The sequence below is a fragment of the Paenibacillus sp. JT22N15 genome (assembly GCF_059383755.1).
The window spans coordinates 131,855-157,042 of sequence record NZ_JBXENV010000007.1 but is presented as its reverse complement, the minus strand read 5'-3'; the positions used below and the strand labels follow the sequence as shown (position 1 = coordinate 157,042).

The following is a 25,188-nucleotide window of genomic DNA, read 5'->3' as shown; positions in this document are numbered from 1 at the left end:
CTAAGGTCACCTCGTCTCGTTGAGAGCGGGAGCAAATCCCGCAATCTTGTAAAGCACTGCATCCGTAATATGCTGCAGCTCCTGAACCAGCTTGTCTGACTCCAGCTTGGCCGCAATCATCTGGACATCTTCCACAGCCTGCTGCAGCAGCGCAGCAAGCTTGGCATGAATATCATATTTGTTATAAAGACCGCTAATGAAACCAGCCTCAATCTGCTGACCTTCCAGCGTTTGTTGCTCTTCCAACGTACCTACCTGCAGAACATGCCAGTAAGCCCAGCTCTGGTGAAAAAGTGCAGGCACCTTGCTGCGCGCAAGCTCCTCCAGTACAATCTCGCAGCGGCTTAAAGCGTGGAGCAGCTCCGTCCAATAAAGGGCCGCTGCACCTTCCAGCAAATCCTGAAAGGCAAGAAACAATCCGCTTTTCAGCTGCACCATGCTGCTCAAATAATCGTCAGCCTGCATGACAGCCTGCTGCATACGTAAATAAAGGGTTATTTTCAGCCCGTTGACTTCGCATACCGCCTGGCTAATCTTGGCTATCATTGCTATTTCACCTGCTTGTGCGAGCAGTTGATAGAATCGGCCGCTGAAATAATCGCCGGCCAGCACCTTGAGCTGCCTTGAACGCATTTCGCGCTCCGAGCGACTTCCATCCTCTACATCAATTTCATCATGCGTATCCAGCCCTAGCTGCAATAAAGACAGCACGAGCGCAAATAGCTCGGCCTTCTCGGCATAGAAGCTGGTTTCGCTAAGGAATGCTTGAAGCAGGTGCAGACGCGAATCGGGAAAAGCAGGAAGCTGCGTATGGTTTTGAATCATGTCATAATCGACGTACTTCTTCGCTAATTGTGGTACACGATACGGTTTCATGGGGTAAGCCTCCGAACAGAGAAGCAGATATTGCCGCTCAATAATCTAAACTATTATAGCACAACTTTATGTAAGACGCATATGAAGCTGCCCACAGGATTGGCATTTTTTCAAGCAGAAAGGCGGAGCAGGCCATTAACCTTTACTCCGCAGCAGGTCTAGTAGAATAAGTAGGCACCGGCCCATACCATTTCTTCCACTCCGATGTGCTGCTCATGCGCAGCCTCTCCCGCCATATTTCATCATGCAGCGGATCAGCGCTGCCAAGCTCCCCAAGGCTTGCAAGCCAGCTGTCTGTGCGCCGAATATCCGCTGCAAGCAGCAGCCGTGATTTCACTGAGCTGTCTGCAAGCTCAGATTGCCCTTCCCTTGCTTTGCCGGCATTGCTCGGCAAAGCGGCCTTATCTGCTGGCACAGCGTAGCGGATCAGCACCCGGTTCACATTTTCCATCTTCACAAAAGAAAGCCGCAGCAGTTGCTCTACATCGCGAGTCCATTCGACTGGCAGCCCTTTTGCTGCGTTCACTTTAAACTCCACCGTAAGCAGTGAATTCTCCCACTCCACCCGTAAAATAGGCGTAGCCAGCTGTAAGCCAATCAGCAGATCAACAAGATTGCTGTTCGTCAGCCTTGTTGCAGCAGATGGCCGAAATACAGCCACTTCCGTCCCCGACTCGGATTTTCGCATATCCGGCAGCAGGGAAAGTCCCGCCATTACAGCAAGCACAAAAACCAGCGACAGCAAATAAGGCCTAGCCATACGCAATATTACCGCCCCTTTCAAGCGTAAACGGCTTTGTCAACTTAGTGACAAAAGCTCGTTTCGCGAAGAAATATAAGCATTATGATGAGTGACATGCCTCATTCATTCTTATATTTCAAGCGTAAACGGCTTTGTCAACTTAGTGACAAAAGCTCGTTTCGCGAAGAAATATAAGCATTATGATGAGCGACATGCCTCATTCATTCTTATATTTCAAGCGTAAACGGCTTTGCCATCTTAGTGGCAAAAGCTCGTTTACACCCTTTTATACCAAGTGTGTACGCACGAATATGTCCTCATACCCATTGTACAAACATTTGGTCCCGCCTATGCCTGGAGCGGCTGCTTCCGCCATAAAAAAACTCCCGCCCTGCATCAAGGCAGAAGGGAGCGGCAGGTCGCTATTGGTCGGTCTCTATTTGGCCATGCTTCGTCATAATGACCGCTTTTCCCCGCACCTTAATGGCTGAAGTATGATCCGTGAATTGTACGATCAGCACTTCGTTGCGATCCAGCTTTTCGGTGTGATGAAACTTCGTATCTTGCCCGCGGGTCAGCCCGATAACCTGTACCCCTTGATCCTTCGCCTTAATGACGATAAAATCGCTGTTTGTCGGCTCCATTCTCCATCCCCCTTATCGTTCCTCTCTGATAGACAGGTCGTTTATAAGTGTCACACTTATAAACGCATATCTATGTGAACTACCAACCACCTAAGAGGTGGTGGCTTCTTGGTCAATGAAGCTACTGCTCCAAGTTTACCCAAGCTTACAGGCTAGATTCCTAACCCAATAGATGCCATTTACATGGCTAGTTTCAAAAGGTTTAGAGCAGCGTTCACGTCTCTGTCATGATGCGAATGACAATTTGGGCATGTCCATTCACGCAACGCAAGATTTTTCACCTCTGCATGTTTGTAACCGCAACATGAACACAACTGACTACTTGCGTAGTTCTTTGGTGCAACAATCAATTCTCTTCCATACCATGCAGACTTGTATGCAAGCATCGAACGGAACAGGCTCCAAGCTACTTCACTTATCGCTTTTGCAAGCTTGTGATTCTGCATCATGTTCTTCACACATAAGTCTTCCATCACGATGACTTGGTTATCGTTTATCATTTTGGCAGACGTTTTGTGCAAGAAGTCTTTACGCTGATGGCTAATTTTTTCATGTAGCTTGGCCACTTTCAGCCAGTCGAATTCTTGCTTGTATTGTGCTGGTGTATTTTTGAGCATCGTTTCCGTTTGCTTGTAATGTTCAATCTTATCTGCAAGCATTCTGTTGTAGATGAAGCGAACACAGCCGAATACTTTAGCTAGATATTGTTGTTGCTCATGGCTTGGGTAGATGCGGTATTTGTAGGCTTTCAGCAATTCCGATCATCCATTCATGCCTTGGTTTTCGATGTATGTTTTGATTTCGTCTATTGGCGCTTCACCCGTTGTAAGCAAGCAATAGGAACGTGACCAAAAATGCTCTTTCCATAGCGATTCTCGGAGGATAGGAAATTCTTTCTTAATAAGCCTAGGTGATAATTCTGACTACTAACAGTTAAAAAGCGCCCGAACGCTAACGTCCGGACGCCGATTTAACGAATGCTGCTGTTAGTTGGATACGAGATCCTTAAGCGATTTGCCTGGCTTGAAAGCCGGGATTTTGCTAGCCGGAATATCAATTTCCAAACCGGTTTGCGGATTGCGTCCTTTACGAGCTTGACGCTCGCGAACCTCGAAGTTGCCAAAGCCAACAAGTTGGACTTTGTCGCCGCCTTGAAGCGCATCAGAAATGGCATCAAATACAGCATCAACTGCTTTAGTCGCATCTTTCTTGGACAGATCGGATAATTCAGCAACCTTGTTGATCAAATCCGTTTTATTCATTCGTTTCACCTCCCTATTAGGCAAATGAAGAGTCATCTTATCCCTCTTATTAACGGAATTACCTAAAAATATACATGCCATAGTTTTCTATGCATTTACCAAACCTATAGTAATACAGCCGTTTAGCAATTTCAAGTATTTCAGCGTGTTTCAGCATTTTTTCACGATTCTCATTAAAATCAGCTAGCCATTTCGGCGTTTGTTCAGATGAATGAACGTAACGGCGAGCGCCAAAACGAGCACGACACCTTTAATAATATCATTGGAATAATACTGCACCTTCATCATCGTCAAACCGTTCAATAGCACCCCGATCAGCAGCGCTCCAAAAAAAGTACCAATCACATTCGGCTTGCCCGCGCCAAACACGGAATATCCAACAAATACGGCCGCGACGGCCTCCATCATCATAGGCGCTCCAGCGTCAATTTGCCCGGTTCCAACACGTGCGGCAAACAATACCCCGCCAATCGCAGCAAAGACCCCTGAAGCCACATAGGCGGCTGTACGAATGCGGCGAACGCGGATGCCGGACAAGCGTGCTGCTTCTTCATTGCCGCCTGTCGTTTGCATTTGACGTCCCCATTTGCTGTATTTGAAAAACAGATGGACGACTATAACAGCGATGACCATCAAAATAACAGGCACCGGAATTTGGCCGATTTTGCCTTGCCCCAGCCATAGGAACGAGCTGTTGAAAACGCCTGGCGCAGTCGAGCCGTCAGGCATCGGCATATTGTTGTAGATCGAGTAGCCCTTCGTATACGTTTTGTGAATGCCGGCAACAATGTACATCACAGCAAGCGTAGCGAGCAGATCCGGAATCCGGATGCGCACGATGAGCAGCGCGTTAAGCAGCCCTACCAAGGCGCCGATCGCGATTGCCACGATAAGCACAACAACAAGCGGCTGCTCAAACCACACCATCATAGCGGCGGTTACAACCGTCGTCAGCGACACCGTCGAGCCTACCGACAAGTCAAAGCCGTCTACTGTCAGCGAAAAGGTTACGCCAATCGCAACAAAGGTCACGATAGAAATCGAACGCAAAATATCAGAAAGATTGGCATAAGTGAAAAAATGCTCATCCCATAATGAGAAAAATAAGATGACAATTGCAATAACGATGAGCGAGCCATATTTAAATAAAAAGCTTGAAAACTTCTCCATTACACCGTTTCATCCTTTCCACCGCTGGCATATAGCATCAGCTTCTCCTGCGTCGCTTCACCGCGTCCAAACTGCTTGACGAGCTTCCCGTCGCACATGACCATAATCCGGTCGGCAATCCCGATCGCCTCGGCAAATTCACAGGTCAAATATACAATAGCTTTTCCTTGGGTTGCGAGTGTTCCGATTATTTTGAAAATGTCGCTTTTGGCGCCAATGTCTACACCTTTTGTCGGCTCATCAAACAAATACACGCTTGCGCCGGTAGGCAGCCATTTGCCAATGGACACCTTCTGCTGGTTCCCCCCGCTCAAATGCGCGACCTTCTGCTCTGGCGAGGAGGTTTTGACGCCAAGCCGCCCAATTACAGCTTCAGCATTATTCGTCTCGCGTTTCCCTGACAAAAAGCCGAGCTTGGATAGCACACCCAAAATCGGCAAGCTGAGATTGTTTTTAACCGATTCCTCTACCAAAATCCCCTGCTTGCGGCGCTCCTCCGGCACAAGCACAAGCCCGCCTTTAAACGCATCCGCTGGCGAAGCCAGATTGACGGCCTGTCCATTTACGCTTACCGTACCGCCATCCGCTTTGTCTGCACCAAACAGCAGACGGGAAAGCTCCGTTTTTCCCGCCCCTACAAGGCCGACTATCGCAACGATTTCACCGCTCTTCACATCAAAGCTGACATCCTTAACCTGATGTCCCCGCTGAATGCCGTTTACGTTCAGGAGCGGCTTCCCAATTGTCGCATCCAGCTTCGGATACTCCTCCTCGAACACTCGTCCGAGCATGGCGTGGACGACGTCCTGCATCGTCATGGCGGCTGCAGCCTCGGTAACGATCCTCTCTCCATCACGCATAACGGTTACACGATCGCAAATTTGGAATATTTCCGGCAAGCGGTGGGAAATGAATACGATGCCGATACCTTCTGACTTAAGCTGGGCAATAACACGGAATAACCGCTCCGCTTCTTCCAAACTCAAAGGGGCGGTCGGTTCATCAAAAATGACATATTTGGCTTTCTCGGTCAGCAAGCGCGCAATTAATACGAGCTGTTTTTCTGCAAGCGTCAGCTCTCCTGCCTTCCTCCGAACGGGAATACGCGCACCTAAACGAGCCAGAGTTTCCTCTGCCTCCTTCTCCAGCTTGCTCCAGTTCAGCCACGCCTTGCTTCCTTTCGCCGAAATGCGATCCAGCATGACATTCTCCACTACGCTAAGCTGTGCAACCAGTGCGGTATCAACCTCCTGATAAACACAATGGATGCCCAATGACTTGGCATCCCCTGGCGAACTGATATGAGCTTGCTGTCCATCGATTACGATGGTTCCTTCATCCTGGCTGTAGGCCCCTGATAAAATTTTCATCAGCGTGCTTTTGCCCGCGCCATTGGCGCCAAGCAGCGCATGGACCTCACCGCTTTGCAAGATAAAATCAACATTCCGGAGAGCGGGAATGCCGGAAAAAGCTTTCCGGATTCCCTTCATTTGCAATTGTTTGTTTGCACTCATCGTTTGCATCTCTCCATCCCTGCATGTGCATATTGCTTAGGGCAAGCCCTTATTTCAATGCTTCCAAATCTTTCATCCAATCCTCATAACCTTGTGTGCTGCTTCCCCAGCCTTCTACATGCTCGGAAAGTTGTGTAGTGCTGACTTTCTCTTCTGGCAACGCATCACGGTGAACGTATACCGGCTCCAGAACGACTAAAGGCTCATTTGCATCGCCTTTGAATTCTTTGTACAAAATACGAACTTGTACGCGGCCGATATCTTTAGGATCAACAGCTGCCGAAGCGACCCAAGGGCTCGTTTTGTCTTGAATCATTTGCAGATCCTCATCGCTCATGTCGATGCCGTATACTTTAATTTCTGTACGGCCAGCTTGCTGAATAGCACGGGAAGCGCCTTTTGCAAACTCATCCCAAGCCGCCCATACTGCTGTAATATCGCCTTTGTTCGGGTATTGGCGCAAAATGGCTTCCATCTGCGATTGCGTATCAAGCGCCGGGTTGTTGGCATTACCGAAAGCGGCAATTTCTTTAATGTCAGGATATTTCTCTTGGAACTGCTTGTAGGCCACTTGGCGGCGCTCCATTGGCGCAAAGCCTGCTACCCATACTTTAACGATATTGCCTTTGCTGCCAGCATCTTTAGCGAGCTGCTCCAGCGTAATTTCAGCCATTTTCTGGTCATCCTGCTGCAATACAGGCACGCCATCCACTTTCACATCTGCATCGAATACGACAACAGAAATGCCTTGCTCTTTCGCTCTTTTAATTCCCGCTTCGAGCGCCGCAGCTTGTCCATGGTCAATCAAAATGCCGTCAAAGCCTTGGTTGATTGCTGCATCAAGGTTAGAGGACATTTTCGCCAAGTCATTGTCGGATGCGAAAACCGTTACTTCTCCGCCAAATTTTTGAGCTTGCTCTTTCACCCCTTCTACATATTGAGATGAAAAGGTTCCTGTATTAAATTGCATAACAAGCGCAAGTTTTTTACCCTTTAATGCTGCCAAATCGCTGCTTCCGCCAGCTGCATTGTCTGCTGTAGCTTCAGCTGATGCTGTCGGCGAGGCCGATGCTTCACCTGCCGGCGCATTGTTTTTTGCCGCTCCGCAAGCCGATATTACCAGCAGTACTGCAGCTAGAAAAATTGTTAACGAAAGCTTACCCCATTGTTTCATGTTCTTTCCCTCTCCCCATCTCATGTCTCTATCATCAGTGTATTGCTTCTTTGCAATCATATCATTTTATCCCACTATGTCAATCGGAATTTAGTATATTGTCGAAAAAAATCGTTTGACGCGACAATTGTCATTATAGTAACGCTTTTCAAAAATTGCAACCTCATTTTAATAGCTGCAATTGCCCGAGCACCAACCGCCGCAAATGCAAAGCAGCCGCTGCTTGAAAGCCCGTTAGGCCTTTCAAGCAGCGGCTGTATTCAACTATGTCCGAATGCTTTACAAAATTATGGCGATCAGGCCACCGGAACCCTCGTTAATAATCCGGCCCAGCGTTTCCTGAAGCTTGTAACGCGCGTTGTCCGGCATCATCGCAATTTTGCCCTGAATGCCTTCTCTTACGAGCGAATGCAGCGAGCGGCCGAAAATGTCGGACTCCCAAATTTTGATGGGATCGCTCTCGAAATCCTGCATCAAATATCGTACGAGCTCTTCGGTCTGCTTCTCCGAGCCTATAATCGGCGCAAATTCCGATTCCACATCGACGCGGATCATATGGATAGATGGAGCTGTTGCTTTCAGCCTTACGCCGAATCTTGAGCCTTGGCGAATGAGCTCCGGCTCCTCGAGCGCCATCTCTGCAAGCGTCGGAGCTGCAATGCCGTAGCCCGTAGCCTTAACCATTTCCAGCGCTTCGGCGAATCGGTCATATTCCCGCTTCGCGTGGGAAAATTCCTGCATTAGCTGAAGCAAATGATCTTTGCCGCGAATTTCTACGCCGACCACTTCCATCAAAATCCGGTCATACAGCTCATCCGGCGCATACAGGTCGATCTCGGCTACGCCCTGCCCCATATTCATGCCGCTGAGTCCCGCCCGGGCGATAAAGTCGTAATCCATAAACTGCGCGACTACCCGGTCCACATCCCGTAAACGGCGAATATCCTTTACCGTATCGCGGACCGAGTTTTCATAGTTGCTGCGCAGCCAGTGATTTTCATTAAGTACCATTACCCAGCTTGGCAGATTCACATTGACTTCATGAACAGGGAACTCGTAAAGCACTTCGCGCAGTACCGAAATAACTTCCTCTTCCCCCATCGTTGCTACGCTGAGCGTAATGACCGGAATATCATATTTCGTTTGAAGCTCGGAGCGCAGTTGCAGCGCTTCCTCGCTGCGTGGACGCGTCGAATTAATAATCAGCACAAACGGCTTGCCTACTTCCTTCAGCTCGCTGATGACCCGCTCCTCGGCCTCTACATAGGAGCTGCGCGGGATTTCTGCGATAGAACCATCAGTCGTTACGACTACGCCTAATGTAGAGTGCTCCTGGATGACTTTGCGCGTGCCGATTTCCGCTGCTTCCTGGAAAGGAATCGGATCATCGAACCACGGCGTTGTAATCATCCGCGGCCCATTTTCATCCTCATAGCCTTTCGCACCTTCTACCGCATAGCCGACGCAATCGACCAGCCGTATATTTACTTCCAGCCCTTCGGCTACTTTCAATTGCACCGCTTGGTTTGGCACAAATTTTGGCTCGGTTGTCATGATGGTTTTGCCCGCGGCGCTTTGCGGCAGCTCGTCTACGGCTCGTATACGATCAGCCTCACTCGTAATGTTAGGGAGCACCACCGTTTCCATGAACCGCTTAATGAACGTTGATTTGCCCGTCCGGACAGCCCCTACAACACCGAGGTAAATATCCCCACCGGTACGTTCGGCTATGTCCTTGAAAATGTCTACTTTCTCCACTGAATATCCCCTCCCAATTGATTTCCCGGTTCGCCGCCTTCCACCGGACAAGAGGGCAGGCCAGCGACGCAACTCGTACAGCTTTTAGGACTAGTAATATCCTATTGTTCCAACTCTCCGATTATGACGATTGTTATGAAATCTTTTAAAGCTTCTTTCACGTTCTTGCCCTTCCAAGATTGAGTTATATGAGAAATGCCGCTGCAGTATGCCAATACAGCAAAAAATCCTCCAAACCGATTCTTGAGGAATCAAGCTTGGAGGATGCCAAAATCATAGCCTATGAACATCAATTGATATGAAATTTACGATACCGCCTGCGGCTGCCCGTCCACCCAATTATAGACGGGAGCCTTTACTGGCACAAATACATCCCGCTCGACCAACAGCCTGCGCAGGTCGAAATCGGCGGCGAAGGACGTTTCGCCATCCTTCTGGATCGCCTGCATGAGATCAGGGCCATAATCCGCATAAATCTGGCCTTTCTCGTCCAGCATTGCCGCCATCGTCAAGCCTGAGTAGCTGCTGACAATCGTAGGCGCTTTTTTGCCAAGCAAATTGTAATCCACATAATAAAAGCCCGGGTAAGCCTCGTCGCCCTTCGGCAGCTTGCCCGCATTAGCAGTGGAATACGCCTGCACCCAGCTCGAAATATCGTTAATCTGCTGATAAATGCGCAAATCCATCAATCGAACTTTAGGATCTGTTTCTTCATCCGTAATTAAAAAATAATAATTGCCGCCCTTCTCAAATGCCGCGGACGGAATGTCACCCAAATACCCTTTTCCTTGCAGCGGAACGAAATCAAGGATGAACTTCTCATATAACGGCGTTTCAGGCGTGCTATTCTTAATTGGCAGTACACCCGTATCTGCCTTATACTCATCAATTGCGGCCTGTACATTGCGGACCGCCTCTTTCGGAGCGCCTTGATTTTGCGATAGGCGATCATTCGGATACATGCATCCAGTTAACACCAGCAGCACGGCGGCAGCTGCCAGCAGCGCTGCCCTCCGCGCCCATAGCCCGCGGCTAACTGGATGCGCAAGCACGAAATTAAACATTTTAACGCGTCCCCCTATCTCTCCAGCCTTACCAAAGCTTATCATCTTCCTCGGCCTGTTTTGCCAGCTGCCTAAGCACCGCTGCGCGCAGCGGGTCCATCGGAATTTCGGCCTGCACCTTGCCTTTCACACGCGCCTGGCAAGACAGCCGTATGCCGTCTTCCATGCCTGCAAGCTTGCGCCGTTCTACATCACCGATTGGCATCAGCTCGCTGCCTGGCTTTACTTCCATTTTGCACATAAAGCAAGCGGCATTGCCATCGCAGCGCGTTCTTACCGCAATACCCGCTTGTCTTGCAGCGTCCAGCAGCGTTGTACCAGGGCGCACCTTAATGGTTTTGCCAGCAGGCAGAAACGTCACCTCGGCGCTCATATCAGCTGCCCTACCCGCTGCTCCGCAATCCAGCGGCGCACTTCCGCTTTCAGCGCTGCACTGAGCTGATTGCAGCTTTCCAATTGCTCTAGCGCTGGTTTATGGCGGGCTTCATCCTCGCAATACGCTTCAATAATCAGTTCATAACGATCTGGACGATCACGAAGCACATTAAACCATAGCTCATGGGCCAGCGGCACAACAGACACGGTCGCAGCGGGTGCAGAGCCGCCTCTGCCAACCTTTATCTGCTCTGCGTAAGGCAGCAGCAGCGAACGCACCTGCGTCTCGTAGCAGCTGTCGTGTGCTCGCACAACAAATCCGCCTACAAGCTCAACGGGTACCCCGTCGATGAGATAGTGGCTCAGCCTGGAACGGTAAATACCCGTCTCATCCAATACAGGCATATCTGTGGAAAAAGGCTGCAGCAAGGCATGAAGACGAGCGACGTCAGCCTCATCGGTGTATAAATCCAAATCTCTAGGTTCGCTGTTCAGCGCCGTGCCTCTCAGCATAAGCCCTGCGCTGCCCCCAACGATCCAAGGAGCACCGCTTCCGGCTGTCAGCTGGGCAATGGAGGTTAACGCTTGCTCGATTTGTCCTCTAATGCTCATCACTTGCACTTCCTTCATCAAATTAATGGCGGCGCACTCTACTCTATCAACTCCAACTACCCGTTAAAGCAGCAAATGACGAGGTGGTGAAACTTATAAATGCTTATATTTTAAAAATAAGGCTTGTTAACCGCTTTAATGGTCACATCAACCGACTTTACAATTGCCTGGCAAGCAAGGCGATAGCCTTCTTCAAACTCTTCCGGGTCCATACGATCCCATTCCTGATCCGTTATCCCTTCAAGCCCGCTAGCCCCTTCGATCACTTGACAGCGACAACGGGCGCAGGTGCCCCGCGTGCAAGAGAAAGCAAAATCCACATTATGCTTCATGGCCAAATCCAGCAGCGACAGCCCGTCCTCCGCTTCTACAATCGCTGTTTTCGTTCTCCCCGTAAGCTCAATCATAAACGCAACCGTCCCCTTCTCTATCTGGATGTATGTATGCCCCTCGTATAACCGTTAAATAATGGAAATAACTCCGCAAATAAAACCAATGACCAGCAAAACAAAAGCAATCAGCGATAAAATAAATTTGACGATCCCCTTCGTCTTAATCCGGGCAAATGTAATGATAACCGCCGAAATGGCCATTAAGCCGATGCCGATCAGCGAAACCCACATTTTCATCATAGCATCCATAGTCGACTCTTCTCCCACTCTTCACCAATATAATAAATGCAATCCATATTATATCATTGACTGCAAAAAAGGACAAAAGGCGCAAAATTGCCGCTGCGGAATCGCTCCGCTGCAGCAAAGCTTTGCGCTTTTGCCCAAATATAAGGATTTGTTACTTCTTGATCATCATTTTGACAAGCGATTCCATGCTGCCCATATTCATGCCGGTCGCCTTAACGGCTTTGACAATATCGTTTATAGTCGATTCCGCAACAGGCACCTTCGCCATCTCTGCCACTTGCTTGATCAGCTTGCGTAGTTCGGCTTCGTTCTGCATTGTCGAATCCGTTACACCGCTGGCCAGCTTCTTGACCGAGTTTTCGGAAATATTTTTGCCCGTTTTTTTATTGATTGCGCCGAGCACGTCTTTTGAAATATTTTTTCCCATGCACTAACCTCCCATCGCAATCGCTTCAGCTCGTTGCTCTTAAGCTTTAGCTCCGATGGGATATCATATGAGCAAGGAAATCGTTTGGTGTAGGCGCCTGTCTTAGCCGATGCTTTCAATCTCATGGGTTTTTAACCGGCCCATAAGATGCTCAACGGCTGCTTTTGGCGAAAACTCCTCAAACAGCACCTTATACAATTGCGCGGTAATCGGCATTTCAACCTCATAGCGCTTCGCCAGCTCAAACGCGGCACGCGTCGTACGCACGCCTTCAACGACCATGCCCATCTTGGTGAGCACCTCGCCAAGCGGCGTACCATCCGCCAGCATATGCCCCGCACGCCAGTTGCGGCTGTGCTGGCTCGTACAAGTAACGACCAGATCGCCAACGCCGGCAAGCCCAGCGAAGGTGAGCGGATTGGCGCCCATGGCAGCGCCTAAGCGTCCAATCTCTGCAAGGCCTCGCGTCAGCAGTGCCGCTTTGGCGTTATCGCCGAAGCCGAGCCCGTCGGATAAGCCAGCACCGAGCGCGATAATATTTTTAATCGCGCCAGCTACTTCAACGCCTACGACATCCGGATTCGTATATACGCGAAAATCGGAGCTCATGAAAGCATCCTGTGCTTGCTCGGCAGCTTTCATGTCCGCCGAAGCGACAACAACGGTTGTAGGCTGGCGTTTTATGACTTCCTCCGCATGGCTTGGGCCAGACAGCACCACAATTTGCTCAGTTGTACGGCCTAGCTCTTCGGAAAGCACCGTCGTCATCCGCTTCAGCGTATCGGCTTCAAAGCCTTTCGTCGCATGGACGCAAAGCGTCTCGGCTGCAAGAAAAGGAGCAGCCTGCTTCGCCACTTCCCGCATGGCGCCGGATGGAGCAACGAATAGGGCAAGCTCCGCTCCGCTGAGCGCTTCCTGCAAATCGGTCGTTGCCTTAAGGCCTTCCGGTAGCGTTACGCCTGGCAAATATTTCGCATTCATGCGGCTTTCATTGATGCTGCTAGCCTGCTCCGCATTACGCGTCCACAACAGCACCTCATAGCCGTTGCGAGCCAGAACGGAGGCAAGCGCTGTTCCCCAGCTTCCCGCTACAAGCACCGCAGCGCGGCGCGCTTGTTCGGTCTTTGCTTTTGCCATATTGGACTCACATTCCTTTCTTTGCGCCAAGCTTGTTCTCCGTTCCCTTAAACAGCTTCACAATATTCGCCTTATGACGAACAAACGCGAATACGCATAATACAAGGCTCGCGCAAAGCAGCGGCAAAGAGCTAGTAAACAAAGCAATAAAGATCGGCGTCAATGCTGCGAACAGCAAGGAACCAAGCGATACGAAGCGCGTAATGGCAATAGCAAGTATAGCGACGATACCCGCAAGCAGCGCTGGCAAGAAAGCAAGCGTTAAAATGACACCAACGGTTGTCGCGATGCCTTTGCCGCCTTTAAAACGAAACCAAATCGGCCAGTTATGGCCAATAATAGCTGCAAGGCCGCATAAAGCAGGCGTCCAGCTTGCCGCGTCGCCTCCGCTGAGCCACTCTCCCAGCAGTACAGCTACTACCCCTTTTGCAATATCCAGCAAAAAGACCGTAATACCCGGCCCTTTACCAAGCACGCGAATCGTATTCGTCGCCCCGGCATTGCCGCTGCCATGCTCGCGAATGTCAATGCCTTTCAGCCATTTCGCGATGACGATGCTGAATGAAACGGAACCTAATAAATAACTGATAATAACTGCAATGGCTGAGTACAGCACGCCTCTTCTCCCCTAATCCTCGTCTGACTTGCGACGTGTAAATAACCGTAGCGGCGTGCCTTCGAAATTAAACGCTGCCCGTATTTTATTTTCCAAATAACGCTCATATGAGAAATGCATCATCTCTGGCTCATTGACGAAAATGACAATCGTCGGCGGTTTTGTCGCCACTTGTGTCACATAGTTGATTTTCAGACGTTTGCCTTTGTCGGTTGGCGGCGGGTTGTAAGCAACCGCATCTCCAACAATATCATTCAGCAAATGCGTCTGAATACGCAAAGCATGCTGCTCCGAAACGTGATTCACGACAGGCAGCAGCTTATGCAGACGGGACTTCGTAAGCGCGGATAAATAAACGATCGGCGCATACGACATAAACAGGAAGTGGTCGCGAATCGTCTGGGAGAAAGCTTGCATCGTTTTCTCGTCCTTCTCGACGACATCCCATTTGTTGACGACAAAAATAGATGCTTTGCCCGCTTCGTGCGCATAGCCTGCAATATGCTTGTCCTGCTCGATAATGCCTTCCTCGCCATTAATTAGGATGAGGGCAACGTCAGCGCGTTCAATTGCTTTCATCGCACGCATAACGCTGTATTTTTCCGTGGATTCGTACACTTTGCCGCGCTTGCGCATACCAGCCGTGTCGATCAGCACGTACTTCTGTCCATCGCGCTCGAAAGGCGTATCAATAGCGTCGCGAGTTGTACCTGCTACATTGCTGACGATCACGCGTTCTTCGCCAAGCAGCGCATTTACAAGCGAGGATTTGCCAACGTTTGGACGTCCAATCAACGCAACGCGAATAACATCTTCCTCGTATTCAACATCTTCGATTTCTGGCAGCTTCGATACGGCAGCATCCAGCAAATCGCCAATGCCCATGCCGTGGGAACCGGAAATGGCAATCGGTTCGCCAAAGCCTAAGCCATAAAACTCGTATACCTCGTCCATACGTCCCGCATTGTCTACCTTGTTAATAGCGAGTACGATAGGCTTGCGGGAGCGAAACAGCATTTGTCCCACTTCCTCATCCGAATGGGTGAGGCCCGCTTTCGCATCTGCCATAAAAATAATGACATCTGCCTCTTCAATTGCCAGCTCGGCTTGCATCCGAACCGATTTCATAATTTCATCTTCACCATCAATTTCAATGCCGCCTGTATCTACAATATTAAAGGCTATGCCATTCCATTCTCCGGTGCCGTACAGCCGATCCCTCGTAACCCCCGGCTTATCTTCTACAATTGCCAGCCTGTCGCCGACTATCCGATTAAATATGGTAGACTTACCCACATTCGGGCGCCCGACGATGGCGATAACAGGTCTTGCCATAGTTATCGATTCACTCCTTCAGTAATTCTCACGCTTACCATCATAGCAAAAAACAGCCGCCTTGGCTAACTTTTCATGTTAAAGGTGATTAACGAGGATAATGACGCCATTTTTTAGATTATGGGCATTGGCATTCAAAATCTTCTCCAGCAGAAAAGCTGTCTGCTCCAGTTCCTGTTCATTGTCTGCAAAAAAGATCGGTGCACCGCCTCCTGCGACATCCCGGTTGCTCGAAACGACTGCAACAATATTCGCCATGTTCAGCCCTCCTGCTTATTGACTTTCGCTTCTGTAGGCATGCGCACAGCCGATTCGAGAATCGGAACGCGTCCGATCACCTTGAGCGCCTTGCTCTTGTCCCTGTCCTGCGGAAGCATAAATACGGCAAGCCTGCCGTCCTTCATATCGAGCTTCGCCATTGGAATTAAGGCCGGTTCGCCATCATCCCGGTAAACGCCCAGCATCGTAGCCAAATCGTACAAAATCGCTTGGCGCTGGCCCAAATTACCCATTGTAACCTTGCTGTTCGCGTTGAGAGGCGTCAATATAAAGCCCATTCCGCGCTCGCGAATGATATCCTGATTTGACTTAAGCCCCACATTCATAATATAAATGTCGCCAACGAGCAGATCCGGCCCATCCATACGCACTTCCGCTGTTTCCGCCGAAATAATATGGGACAGCGTTTTGCCCGAACGAAAATGATGGACGATCAGCAGCGATAAGCCTCCTGCCAGCAGGCCGACCCAGAGATTGACTATTACCGCAAAAAGGCTGGTAAGCAGCGAGGACATGATTACGAGGTAATTGCGCCCTTCAAATACCATCGCGATGCCCTCGATATAAGTCGCTCCGCGGCTGACGAGCTCCAAGCTGTCGATTTTCGTCAGCGTCTCGCGCTCCATTTTTCTGACATCCCGAAATTGCTGTGCTGCTAATGATAAAAAGGTAATAGCCGTATAGTCTTTACTATATAGCGCAGGAACGGCTACTGCACCGAGTGCCGCCGCAATAACGCCTAGCGAAATATGGATAATTCGGCCGTGAGGATAAGTCGGATATTGGCGATAATCGGTTCTTAGCATCAGCAGCCTCGCAATAATACCGAATGCCATTCCAAGCAATACGCCAAGCAAATGCTTATTCGCAATTAAATAATGGCTCATTTTGGGGAGCTCCCTCCTTTATTTCTCCAGCCCGCTTCCGCTCCCGCCACCTTGCTGTAAGAAGCTCGGAGCAAGTGGAAAGCTATACTGATGAGCCTCGCACAGGCAAAAGCGAGCCAAAAGCTGTCCCACCAAGCCAAGGAGCCAATGCGAGCCATGTAAGTGCCACTTGATAAGAGCCCATTCGCCAATTCCGCCATAGCAGCCGCCAGCAGCAAAATACCAAATTGATGGCCCGGCTTCACTGAAAAAGCGGCTACGAGCAAACCGCCGAGCAGCCCTCCATCCCAAGCGGGGTCAAGCCAAAAAAACACCGGATCAAGCCGGTATAGCTTTTGGATGGCACCCAAAATAATACCGGTCAAGCAAGCACACAACAGCAGATATCGCCTCGATTCTCCGCCTGCCCCTCTGCGAAACGACCAGCAGACAGCGACTGCCACAATCATTATGCTTGCATAAATCTCAACGGCCGTCCCATAAATGGTTACATGATAATGAAACGGCTGGGCAAACAGACATAAAACGGCAACGATCAGCTTTGAACGCCCTGCTCCGACATATTCCGCCCAGCCAGTCGTCATTAATATGAATGCCATAATCATAATCCAGAACGACAAATATCCTTCGTTCACAGCCAAATCACCCCACGTGAAGCTATTATGCGCCAAAAAAAAGAGGCTATTCCTCATTATGAAACATAAGGAACAACCTCTTCTTCACCTTATTCACGGACTCCTTACAAATGTTTACCTAATAATGCTCTAACCTGTACCAAAGAGGATGGCAGCAACTTATCCATTTGCTTCTTGGATTTGAACTGAAACTCCTCCAGTCTCCGAAGCACGTTGGAGCGAATATAATCTTTGTCTGTCTGGTGCCGCTCCAGCAAACGCTCATAAATAGGCAAAAGCGCGGGATCTATTATCCCTGTCAGTGCCTGTAGAGCAATAAGCTTTACTCGTACTTCTGAATCGTCGAGCCTCTGGATAAGTTCGCTTGCATACATCCCTTTTTTGCTAGATTGGCCTGCCTGGTAAACAGCATGAACTCGAATTTCCACATCCGGATAAGTGAAAAAAGGCAGCAGCATAGGCAGCATTTCAACTTCCGCTGCATGAAGAATGTAGCAGATGAACCGAAACGTTTCAGCATCTGCCGCCGCTGGCAGCATGCTTATGAGCTCTTCATTAAATTGCTGATCCCCTTTGGGCATATACCAGTGAATGGCCTGGATGGCACACAATCGATTTTCAACACTGCTGCTCGTTAATTCTTCATGAATGAGCCTCGCGGCCTCGGCAAAATTTTTCTTGGCCAAAATTTGCAGACATAATTGGCTTACTTCGTTTGAAGAGCTTTCATATTGCGAGACCAGAAAAACAATCGTCTCAGCCGTTATATTTTTCAGCTTGAACATTCCGTTTAATGCCTCAAGCTTTACAGACTCATCTAATGTAGATTGATAGAGCTCGGTGAGTTCCCGTTCATCTCCGCCACGCCGCATACCGAACCAGCTGGTTTCATAGCCAGCAATGATTTCATCGAGCCAACGCTCATACCAATCCAGAAAATTTGCTTCAAAGGTAACGACTGGCTTTTGGTAGTCGAGATCGATATAAACGACCTTACCGCGATGCTCGCCTGTTATCATTAACATCGTCTCATACGTGCAGCCCTGCTCCCCAATGTTCAGCAAGCCTTGAAAAGCTTTCGCCTGCTCTTCTTCATACTGCTCGTCACTTATATTGCTATCATCATGCAGCGCAGGGTAGTCAGCTTTCCATTGCTCCTTGGTCAATTCAGGACGTATAGAAGATGGCTTATCCATTCGCCCAAGCTCAATGGACTGTTTTTCCCCTAGAGGGTGAATGCCATAATAAGGCCCTGCTCCCCCGTTGCCAATATTCGTCAAAAAAGCGGCATATTCCACAGGCAAAACGATGCCGTGTTTTTGCTCAAATTCGCGGAGCTCCTCTAGTCCAAGCGGTTCATGCAAACGATATTGATGACTGTTAGCTCCAAATAGCTGATGGTTTGCATCCACCTTAGCCGCGTCCTTTAGCTTCCGCTTAATACGCTCTAATTGATTATGTATCGTCATTTTATTCCACCTTTTCGAGAAGGCTGCCCGGCTGTATTCTGAAATGTTAAAATGCAAAAGGCCAAGCTGCTGCTTGGCCTTTTGAGCGAACATATATACGTCAATGCTCGCTGTAAAACGCAATAACGTATTATTTCAATTTATTCAGTTTGTCGCCGAAACGCTCAGCCAGCGAGTAGCTCATGCTTTGGCTGTTCAAGCTAACATTAGGATTGTTCAGTTCCTCTTGTTTAGGAGCGCGCTCGCGTTGTTGTCTTTCTGGCTTTTGCGGTTGCTCAGGAGCTTCTTCTGTTTCCTTGATGCTCAGGCTAACGCGTTTTTCAGCAGGGTTGAAGTCAAGAACTTTCGCTTGAACTTCTTGCCCTTCTTGCAATACCTCGAAAGGAGTCGCAATATGACGGTGAGCGATTTGGGAAATGTGTACCAAACCTTCAACGCCTGGAGCAATTTCAACAAATGCGCCGAAAGTAACGAGGCGACGAACTGTACCTGTTACGATATCGCCAATGTTGAATTGGCTTCCAGCTGTTTCCCAAGGACCTGGTTGAGCAGCTTTCATGCTCAGGCTGATTTTACCAGCAGCCGGATCAACTTTAAGAACTTTAACCGTTACCGCTTGACCTTCAGCTACTACATCTTTAGGATGAGCAACGTGCTGCCATGAAAGCTCAGAAACGTGAACGAGACCGTCAACGCCGCCGATATCAATGAATGCGCCAAATGGTGTCAAACGTTGAACAGTACCTTCAAGCTGCTGGCCTGGCTCAAGAGCCGCGATCAATTTTTGTTTGTTGCCTTCAAATTCTGCGTCCAATACTTCTTTCGCAGACAAAATGACTTTGCCGTTCTCTTGGTCGATTTCTTTCACTTTTACGCGAAGTGTGCGGCCTTTGTAGTCGCTGAAATCTTCTACAAAATGACGCTCAACCATCGAAGCCGGGATAAAGCCGCGTACGCCAACATCAGCGACAAGGCCGCCTTTTACAACGTCAGCTACGACAACTTCAAATACTTCGCCGCTCTCGAAACGAGCTTGCAGCGAATCCCAAGCGCGCTCGCCATCTACGCTTTTCTTGGAAAGAACAAGCTTTTCTTTCTCGTCATCAATGCTGATAACTTTAAGCTCAACTTCTTGGCCTACTTGTACGGCATCGTTTGCATTATCCAATTGAACTGCGGACAGTTCGCGAATCGGGATAACACCGTCATATTTATATCCAAGGCTTACGTAAGCTTGGTTATCTTCGATTTTGACGATCGAACCTTTAACTGTATCCCCTTTTTTCAAGGATACGAAATTATCCATAGCCTCTTGATTTTCCGCTACTGCGGACTCTTGCACATTGGTTTCTTCTGACATTGAAATAACCTCCTCAATTCATCCAACAACTTTTCAACTTACAAATTTATTTAAATCCGCCAACGTTCTAAAGTGAAACATTAAGCAGCATTTAAAACAGCTATGTTTATTTGTTCGCTGCAATAAGGGCGCGAACATCCTTCATAATCGCATCCGTAAGGCGGTCCAGCTTATCCGGTGAAGAATCATCAATAAATGCGGTAAGATCAACCGGCTTGCCATAATAAACCGTTACTTTGCGAAACAAGGAATAATTACCCACAATTGCCACAGGTATAACAACCGCATTGCTGCGAAGCGCAATCATTGCCGCCCCCTTCTTCGCTTCCCCGCCTTGATTGCGGCGAGAGCCTTCCGGGAAAATACCCATTACATTGCCTTCCTTCAGCAGGGTGATCGCTGATTTGATCGCCTCTTTGCTTACGCCTCCGCGCTTAACTGGAAAAGCTCCAAATGCCCGAATGAGCGGTCCGAAAACCGGAATTTTAAACAATTCCGCTTTCGCCATATAATGGACTTTCCGTGGAACCTTGACGCCGACCGTAGGCGGGTCAAAATTGCTGACGTGATTGGCGCATAAGATGACCGGCCCGTCAGCAGGTATATTCTCAAGCCCTTTGGCTTCAAGACGGAATAGGCATATATAAAGCACGCGGAGAAGAAATCGGAACAACAGGTATAACATAGTTTACTTCGCCCCCGCCAATTTGGTTCTGCTTAATTTGACAATAGCTTGAGCGACCTCTTCAATCGACATCGCCGTGCTGTCCAGCAGGATTGCGTCTTCAGCGCGGACGAGCGGTGAAATTTCCCGCTGTTCATCCAGTTGGTCACGCTGCGAAATTTCTTCTGCAAGCTGTTCCAGCGTCACCGGCTGCTTGCCGGCTAGCTCCTTGTACCTGCGAAGCGCACGCTCCTCAACGGATGCTGTTAAAAAAACCTTCAACTCAGCGTTCGGAAGCACATGGGAACCGATGTCCCTGCCATCCATTACAACACCTTTTTCCTCAGCCAGCCTGCGCTGCGCTGCGCCAAGAAATTGTCTGACCGCTTCATTCGCCGCATAATGAGACACATTCAGCGTCACATCGCGTGAACGGATTTGTTCGGTGACATTTTCCCCATTCAAAAATACAGTCTGTCCATTGTCGCCTGCCTGCAGCTTAATGTCCAGATGCGTCACATGGTCAGCAAGCTTGCCAGCTTCCTGCGGCTTAATGCCCGCCTGCTGCGAACTATAGGTCACGGCTCGATACATAGCACCTGTATCAATGTATACATATCCTAATTGTTCGGCAACTTTACGCGCTACTGTGCTTTTCCCTGCCCCAGCAGGTCCATCGATAGCAATGTTGATCCGCTCGCCGTCACCGTCTTGCTGCATCACTAAAAGTCAACCCCCCTTATGTCGAGATGGCTGGCTTGATACACCGTGACAGATGCGACGCTAACCTCTCAATAAAAAAGCAGGCTTTGCCTGCGGACGTGAAAATTATACCACACTATACGAGCGGATGCAAAAACACCCTCCACCTTGCTTTCAGGTATTTGAACGCATTATGAAGAAACCTGTCCTTGCAGACGGGTTCCTTCCATGCGCTCGGCTCCCGACAGCAAGTGTCTGACCGTGCTGCTTTGCAGCACTGTTTGCGCAAGCAAACATGCGATAAGCAGCGCGGCAGCCACGATGCCGAGCCCTTTTCCTATTTTATCAAACGGAACTGAAAAAGACTGGTTAGGAGCTTGTCCCTCCAGCCGTTTCCAGCTTTGCCCAGACGCGCGAGCCATGCAATCATTCCCTTCTATCCCTGTTAAAGGATAGCATGCGTAGAGGGCGGCCCAGCTATTCAGCGGTTGCGGAATTCCAGCTGGCGCTCAAAGCAATAGCGAATAATCCGCTGACGGTCTGAATCATTAATGCCGGCAAATTTAATCATCACCTGATTGCGCCCCGTTTCAAGCTTTACAACCCGCACGATTTCCGCATTGAATGACGCATGCTCGATGGACCCATTTTTATAAGGAACAAGCAGCCAGCACTCCAGCACCTGACCTTGGGAAATCGGCCATTTCCCATCGCAAATGAACGAAATTCCGCCGCCCCCAACATCATCTGTAAGCGCCACGAAGCGGACCTGATCCGGCGTTTTCACTGCGATTTCAAGCTCGGCAGCTACCCGCAGAAAATTGCGCCGCTGCACCTTTGTAATCTGATCAAGGTCCGGCTTCCGAATTTTGACCAGCTTGACGACGTCTTCCCGGAAACCAAGAACGTGGGAATTAAAGAAATGCTTGATTCCATCCTCCGATACAAAATAGACCGAAAGCTCGTCTCCCAAAAACATTCTTTTCATTCTGCCATTTTGGCTATTTATCGGGTTCTCAATCAAAAAACCTTCATCCAGCACCTCGGCAATACGCGCCTTGTACTCGATGGCAGCTTCTGCTTCATCAGAAGAAGCAATTTGGAAAAATAACATTTGATTAATTTTCGGCAACAAGTTGGCTCCCCCCTATAATGCTGTCATTATAACACGACATATAGAGAGGAGCCATATGGTTATTTACCGGAACTTGCCACTTTGTCAAGCGAAGACAGCACTTCAATCGATTCTTCCATGCCGCTTTCTGCATTAATGTAAATGCGGTAATCGCTATCATTGATCCGGCCCGTATATTCATAGCACAGCACTTCATTGCCATCATCATTTTTGATCAGCGCCATCTGCTCTTTGGACACTTTCATATCCGGGTTCAGCGCCTTGCGCGCGTCTGCTTTGGAGATGCCTGCCTTCGGCAGCGTCCGCTTATGATGCTCGAACACATATTCATTCGCTTGCAGCGCCGCTATATCTCCATTATCAAGCGCAATCTTGACCGTCAGCTTGTCTGGATAAATCAGCACATCGTCCTGGTTGCCGACAAAGCCGAACGTTCCTGCATTATCATAGGCGTCATAGCTAACCGCCTTCATGCCGTCAAAGCCATGCTCTTTCAAAAACTTTTCAGCCGCAGCCCGCGCCTGCTCAATGTCCAGCTGCTTCTCTCCAATTTCACGGGGATCCATATAAGCGATCAGTTGGCCGCCCTTTTGCGAAAAATCCATATGGATCGTATTGCCCGACTTATGCTCGGACAACACTGCGGAATACGAAGCATATTCCGTGCCTTTGCCATTTTCAGCAACGCGAATTTCTTTGCCATCGCCTTTTTTGCCGGCAAACTTGGCAGCGCGCTGCTTAATTTCTTCCGGCGTAACAGCTTTACCGCTCAGCATGCTGATTGGGCGCTTCTCGTACATGCTTGAAACCGAAGGACCCCAGTTAATTTCCGGATAGCTACTTACCTTCTTATCGACACCTTTGAAGCCGTCGACAATTGTCTGATCGCCCTTGGCTTCCTTCGCAGCCAATGACAGCTCAACGTCCATCCAGCGCAAATGATTCGAGAGCACTTTTTCCTGCATGCCCTGCAAATCTTTTGAAATATCCTTGGAGTTGGCGTACAGCGTTTTGAGGGTTTTGAATTCATCCTCAGACAGCGGCTGCTTCGTCAAATCGCGAACGGAAGTTTTATAGGCAAAATTGGAAATGCGCGACAAAAACTCCTCCGCCTTGTCAAATGGAAGCATCGAAAGCGGCAGCTGGCTAATTTCGTTCTGCGCCTCGCTTGTTAGCCGCCATACGTTAACGAGCCCTTTTCGGTGATACGCTTGTGAGGTGGAATTGACGGCTAACGTATTGCCAAGCTGCTGATGCAGCTTATCCACATGGTAAGTTAAATTATGGAACGCCCGTTGATACTGATTTTCCGCCTTCATCAATACAGCGTTTTTCTCCTGATGCTCCTGATAGCCCCAATAGAGCGAACCTACAAGCAAAATAGCCGCAATTGGGAACAGCACCGCGCTTATCCGTCTATAAACCATACAAAAAGCTCCTTTCTTGTGCAAACCTGGTGTTAGTTTGGTTTGCTGAAAGGAGCTTTATGCATTCAATTTGTTTAAAAACTATGTTCTTCAATATCAAGATCGTCGATGTTGTTGCAAATGCACTGCTTGAAACCAGTATCTACGCCGCTGCTTTCGCGCTTGCCCCGCAAAACAAACTTCTCGCCACATACATTGCAGCGAATGGTCACTTTCACTCTGACTGCTTCCATCCCTACCTCCAGCTTACCCTAAAAATGTACTCTAGCTTTCAGTATGGACGGCTGCTTTACAATTTAACCTCTTCATCGCGCTTCAAAAAACGAAATGGCGATCGCGAGTTGGCCCGCTGCATTTTTCGGAGGCCAACGACCCATAGCACCGCCATGAACGGAATGATGAACCAGATCCAGCTGGAACGCATCGTGATCATAATCCAGTCATAGCTGCCGTGCAGCATTATCGGCAGCAGAAACGATACGATAATATAATTTCTGCGTTTTTTGCCATTGCTCTCGAACTTCGCTTTGCCTACGTAATAGCCCATCATAATGCCGAAGAGGGCATGTCCCGATACGGGAAGCAGCGCCCTCATAACGAGCGAGCCGAACGATGCGGGAGCCAGGAAGGCATACATCACATTTTCGAGCGTCGCAAATCCTAGCGATATGGAACCGGCGTACACGATGCCGTCGTAAGGTTCGTCAAACTCCGTATGATTGTAAATAAAATGATAAAGAACGAACCATTTTATAAATTCCTCTACGCCAGCCGATTGAATAAATGAAAAGACGACTGGATTATCGCCCCACCAAAGCTGCAAGCCGCGCTGCACAACCATAATCGGCAGCACGATCAGCACGCCCAGCAAGAACATCCGGACGACCATATGAATAGGCTCCGTATCGTATTTATCCTTTAAATATAAATATGTCAGCAGTGCTATTCCTGGTGCCACCGCTGCTGTCAAGACAGAGATCCACATCATCGCCGTTCTTCACCCCCCCCATGCCGTGCCTGCTGCAACCACCCTCAATAACGGGAGGCCGCATATCTATTTCTACATCATCCCTGTAATAGCCCTCATTATTTTGCATCCATTCAGTATAGACCAAGATTTCGTGTCCTATTGCCCAGCGAATCCTGCTTGTCCAACCAATCAGGGATGTCCAGTTCCTCTTCATTATACAACGCTATAGACACATCGGATATACCTTTTATTATATTGACAACACCTCGCGCCATTGCCGTTTCCCTGACTCTGGAGCAGGCCAGCGCTTGTA

Annotated in this window: 30 protein-coding genes and 1 pseudogene; all 31 read right to left on the bottom strand. The window is 49.0% G+C overall.

The features are described from left to right. Positions 1 to 6: 6 nt before the first annotated feature. Positions 7 to 876: a heptaprenyl diphosphate synthase component 1 gene (locus tag AC50X8_RS15585; protein WP_056028808.1), complete on the bottom strand. Its 870-nt coding sequence runs from the start codon at positions 874 to 876 to the stop codon at positions 7 to 9. 142 nt (positions 877 to 1,018) lie between these two features. Continuing rightward, positions 1,019 to 1,642: a hypothetical protein gene (locus tag AC50X8_RS15580; RefSeq protein ID WP_494880271.1), complete on the bottom strand. Its 624-nt coding sequence runs from the start codon at positions 1,640 to 1,642 to the stop codon at positions 1,019 to 1,021. Between the two features lie 398 nt (positions 1,643 to 2,040). Beyond that, positions 2,041 to 2,262 (bottom strand): trp RNA-binding attenuation protein MtrB, encoded by a 222-nt coding sequence (gene mtrB, locus AC50X8_RS15575; protein ID WP_046232031.1) that lies wholly within the window; start codon positions 2,260 to 2,262, stop codon positions 2,041 to 2,043. A gap of 179 nt (positions 2,263 to 2,441) precedes the next feature. Further along, positions 2,442 to 3,017 carry an RNA-guided endonuclease TnpB family protein gene (locus AC50X8_RS15570; RefSeq protein ID WP_081418560.1) on the bottom strand — a complete coding sequence of 192 codons (576 nt, stop codon included), beginning with the start codon at positions 3,015 to 3,017 and terminating at the stop codon, positions 2,442 to 2,444. A 6-nt stretch (positions 3,018 to 3,023) separates the two neighbouring features. Next, a pseudogene (locus tag AC50X8_RS15565) lies at positions 3,024 to 3,176 on the bottom strand (transposase); the annotation flags it as partial. 72 nt (positions 3,177 to 3,248) lie between these two features. Further along, positions 3,249 to 3,560, bottom strand: a complete 312-nt coding sequence (locus AC50X8_RS15560; RefSeq protein WP_074904845.1) for an HU family DNA-binding protein — start codon at positions 3,558 to 3,560, stop codon at positions 3,249 to 3,251. A 147-nt stretch (positions 3,561 to 3,707) separates the two neighbouring features. Then, complete coding sequence (locus AC50X8_RS15555; protein WP_494858735.1) at positions 3,708 to 4,694, bottom strand: ABC transporter permease; 987 nt, start codon at positions 4,692 to 4,694, stop codon at positions 3,708 to 3,710. Then, complete coding sequence (locus AC50X8_RS15550) at positions 4,694 to 6,208, bottom strand: sugar ABC transporter ATP-binding protein (RefSeq protein ID WP_494880268.1); 1,515 nt, start codon at positions 6,206 to 6,208, stop codon at positions 4,694 to 4,696. The genes AC50X8_RS15555 and AC50X8_RS15550 overlap by 1 nt, the downstream gene beginning before the upstream one ends. A 49-nt stretch (positions 6,209 to 6,257) precedes the next feature. Continuing rightward, positions 6,258 to 7,382 (bottom strand): sugar ABC transporter substrate-binding protein, encoded by a 1,125-nt coding sequence (locus AC50X8_RS15545; RefSeq protein WP_494858731.1) that lies wholly within the window; start codon positions 7,380 to 7,382, stop codon positions 6,258 to 6,260. A 279-nt stretch (positions 7,383 to 7,661) separates the two neighbouring features. Further along, on the bottom strand, positions 7,662 to 9,140 hold the full coding sequence (gene spoIVA / locus AC50X8_RS15540; RefSeq protein ID WP_056028826.1) for a stage IV sporulation protein A: 1,479 nt from the start codon (positions 9,138 to 9,140) through the stop codon (positions 7,662 to 7,664). 305 nt (positions 9,141 to 9,445) lie between these two features. Beyond that, positions 9,446 to 10,204 (bottom strand): YphF family lipoprotein, encoded by a 759-nt coding sequence (locus tag AC50X8_RS15535; RefSeq protein ID WP_494880266.1) that lies wholly within the window; start codon positions 10,202 to 10,204, stop codon positions 9,446 to 9,448. 28 nt (positions 10,205 to 10,232) lie between these two features. Then, positions 10,233 to 10,577, bottom strand: a complete 345-nt coding sequence (locus AC50X8_RS15530; RefSeq protein ID WP_099519924.1) for a 2Fe-2S iron-sulfur cluster-binding protein — start codon at positions 10,575 to 10,577, stop codon at positions 10,233 to 10,235. Then, positions 10,574 to 11,191, bottom strand: coding sequence for a nucleotidyltransferase family protein (locus AC50X8_RS15525; protein ID WP_056028832.1), 618 nt, complete (start codon positions 11,189 to 11,191; stop codon positions 10,574 to 10,576). The genes AC50X8_RS15530 and AC50X8_RS15525 overlap by 4 nt, the downstream gene beginning before the upstream one ends. A gap of 110 nt (positions 11,192 to 11,301) precedes the next feature. Beyond that, on the bottom strand, positions 11,302 to 11,598 hold the full coding sequence (locus tag AC50X8_RS15520) for a 2Fe-2S iron-sulfur cluster-binding protein (RefSeq protein WP_046232022.1): 297 nt from the start codon (positions 11,596 to 11,598) through the stop codon (positions 11,302 to 11,304). A 54-nt stretch (positions 11,599 to 11,652) separates the two neighbouring features. Next, positions 11,653 to 11,832 carry a DUF2768 family protein gene (locus tag AC50X8_RS15515; RefSeq protein ID WP_056028836.1) on the bottom strand — a complete coding sequence of 60 codons (180 nt, stop codon included), beginning with the start codon at positions 11,830 to 11,832 and terminating at the stop codon, positions 11,653 to 11,655. A gap of 151 nt (positions 11,833 to 11,983) precedes the next feature. Then, entirely contained in the window at positions 11,984 to 12,259 is a 276-nt protein-coding gene (locus tag AC50X8_RS15510; protein ID WP_056028838.1) for a stage VI sporulation protein F, read from the bottom strand. Between the two features lie 102 nt (positions 12,260 to 12,361). Beyond that, positions 12,362 to 13,396 (bottom strand): NAD(P)H-dependent glycerol-3-phosphate dehydrogenase, encoded by a 1,035-nt coding sequence (locus tag AC50X8_RS15505; RefSeq protein WP_494880264.1) that lies wholly within the window; start codon positions 13,394 to 13,396, stop codon positions 12,362 to 12,364. 7 nt (positions 13,397 to 13,403) lie between these two features. Then, positions 13,404 to 14,012 (bottom strand): glycerol-3-phosphate 1-O-acyltransferase PlsY, encoded by a 609-nt coding sequence (gene plsY / locus AC50X8_RS15500; protein WP_494858726.1) that lies wholly within the window; start codon positions 14,010 to 14,012, stop codon positions 13,404 to 13,406. A 12-nt stretch (positions 14,013 to 14,024) separates the two neighbouring features. Beyond that, complete coding sequence (gene der, locus AC50X8_RS15495) at positions 14,025 to 15,347, bottom strand: ribosome biogenesis GTPase Der (RefSeq protein ID WP_056028842.1); 1,323 nt, start codon at positions 15,345 to 15,347, stop codon at positions 14,025 to 14,027. 78 nt (positions 15,348 to 15,425) lie between these two features. Next, positions 15,426 to 15,605, bottom strand: coding sequence for a capping complex subunit for YIEGIA (locus AC50X8_RS15490; RefSeq protein WP_056028844.1), 180 nt, complete (start codon positions 15,603 to 15,605; stop codon positions 15,426 to 15,428). A 2-nt stretch (positions 15,606 to 15,607) separates the two neighbouring features. Beyond that, complete coding sequence (locus tag AC50X8_RS15485; protein ID WP_494880263.1) at positions 15,608 to 16,513, bottom strand: YIEGIA family protein; 906 nt, start codon at positions 16,511 to 16,513, stop codon at positions 15,608 to 15,610. Further along, positions 16,510 to 17,205 carry a YphA family membrane protein gene (locus AC50X8_RS15480; RefSeq protein ID WP_056028848.1) on the bottom strand — a complete coding sequence of 232 codons (696 nt, stop codon included), beginning with the start codon at positions 17,203 to 17,205 and terminating at the stop codon, positions 16,510 to 16,512. Before AC50X8_RS15480 ends, AC50X8_RS15485 begins: the two co-directional genes overlap by 4 nt. A 47-nt stretch (positions 17,206 to 17,252) precedes the next feature. Next, positions 17,253 to 18,617: an SMI1/KNR4 family protein gene (locus AC50X8_RS15475; protein ID WP_494880262.1), complete on the bottom strand. Its 1,365-nt coding sequence runs from the start codon at positions 18,615 to 18,617 to the stop codon at positions 17,253 to 17,255. Positions 18,618 to 18,747: 130 nt separating this feature from the next. Beyond that, on the bottom strand, positions 18,748 to 19,977 hold the full coding sequence (rpsA, locus tag AC50X8_RS15470) for a 30S ribosomal protein S1 (RefSeq protein ID WP_056028850.1): 1,230 nt from the start codon (positions 19,975 to 19,977) through the stop codon (positions 18,748 to 18,750). Between the two features lie 106 nt (positions 19,978 to 20,083). Continuing rightward, positions 20,084 to 20,662, bottom strand: coding sequence for a lysophospholipid acyltransferase family protein (locus AC50X8_RS15465; protein WP_494858719.1), 579 nt, complete (start codon positions 20,660 to 20,662; stop codon positions 20,084 to 20,086). A gap of 3 nt (positions 20,663 to 20,665) precedes the next feature. Next, on the bottom strand, positions 20,666 to 21,361 hold the full coding sequence (gene cmk / locus AC50X8_RS15460) for a (d)CMP kinase (RefSeq protein ID WP_056028853.1): 696 nt from the start codon (positions 21,359 to 21,361) through the stop codon (positions 20,666 to 20,668). A 173-nt stretch (positions 21,362 to 21,534) separates the two neighbouring features. Then, a complete protein-coding gene (locus AC50X8_RS15455) occupies positions 21,535 to 21,765 on the bottom strand; it encodes a hypothetical protein (protein WP_056028855.1) in 231 nt (76 codons plus the stop codon). 59 nt (positions 21,766 to 21,824) lie between these two features. Then, entirely contained in the window at positions 21,825 to 22,478 is a 654-nt protein-coding gene (locus AC50X8_RS15450) for a flagellar brake protein (RefSeq protein WP_056028857.1), read from the bottom strand. Between the two features lie 59 nt (positions 22,479 to 22,537). After that, on the bottom strand, positions 22,538 to 23,905 hold the full coding sequence (gene ypeB, locus AC50X8_RS15445; protein WP_494880261.1) for a germination protein YpeB: 1,368 nt from the start codon (positions 23,903 to 23,905) through the stop codon (positions 22,538 to 22,540). 74 nt (positions 23,906 to 23,979) lie between these two features. Beyond that, entirely contained in the window at positions 23,980 to 24,138 is a 159-nt protein-coding gene (locus AC50X8_RS15440; protein ID WP_200931577.1) for a hypothetical protein, read from the bottom strand. 56 nt (positions 24,139 to 24,194) lie between these two features. Next, complete coding sequence (gene prsW / locus AC50X8_RS15435) at positions 24,195 to 24,893, bottom strand: glutamic-type intramembrane protease PrsW (protein ID WP_056028862.1); 699 nt, start codon at positions 24,891 to 24,893, stop codon at positions 24,195 to 24,197. Positions 24,894 to 25,188: the final 295 nt, after the last annotated feature.